Annotated in this window: 1 protein-coding gene; it reads left to right on the top strand. The window is 44.3% G+C overall.

The window, feature by feature from the left end:
• On the top strand, positions 1-1000 hold a 1000-nt coding region (locus tag ACS8FD_RS17060; protein WP_439276719.1), incomplete at both ends, for an acyl-CoA dehydrogenase domain-containing protein.

Here is a 1000-nt window from a genome sequence, read left to right as displayed (position 1 = left end):
GGTTACTTGCGGTCTTAACCAAGGTGGTACGCCATCGGTGATGACGGCCATGGCGAAATACTATGCAACCGAGACTATGCGTGAAGTCGTCAATGATGGTATGGATGTCGTTGGTGGTCGTGCTATTCAAATGGGACCGCGTAACTTTTTAGCCTCCCTTTATCAAGCTATTCCAGTCTCTATCACGGTTGAGGGTGCAAATATTCTGACACGCTCGCTTATGATCTTTGGTCAAGGCGCTATGCGTTGTCATCCATATCTTTTCGATGAGTTGCAATTATTGCAAAGTGAAGATAAAAAAGATGCGCTAAAGCAGTTTGATAATTTATTCTTTAAGCATTTAGGTTACACCTTTAACCGCGGAGCAAAAGCCTTCGTTGCAGGATATGTTGGGGGTAGCAATAATGCGCCAAGCTTTGCAGACGGTTTCACTCGCCCCTACTACAAGCATATCAACCGTTTGAGCGCTGGTTTCGCTCTTACTGCCGATATGGCCTTAGGCCTACTCGCTGGAGACTTAAAGCGTAAAGAGATGCTGTCGGGACGCTTGGCTGATATTCATGGTCATCTATTTATTGCCACCGCTATTTTGCAGTTTTACGAGCATGGTACTAAGTCAGAAGCAGAACGTTTACACGCAGAGGTCGCCTTACAAAATAGCCTATATACTATTCAAGAAGCCTTTGTTGCATTTTTTGCCAACTTCCCTAATCGGATGGCGGCCAATGTGGTTAGCTTTGTGACATTCCCAAGTGGACGTATCTTTACGCCCGCTAGTGATGAGCTAAAAGCCAAATTGGGTGATACCTTTATGGATGATCATGAAGCCAACCCATTCCGTGATTATCTCAAGACCATGGTGTACTACAATACTGATCCTGATGATGTTACTGGACGTATGGAACACGCTTATCAAACCTTGCTCGAAGTTGAACCGTTATGGCAAAAGTTTAAAAAAGCAGAACATGATGATAGCTTTGAGGGCTTAACCTTTGAAGAT

It is taken from the genome of Psychrobacter sp. 1U2 (assembly GCF_051847575.1).
Note: the sequence above shows the minus strand (reverse complement) of the source record. Positions and strands in the feature narration are given on the sequence as shown.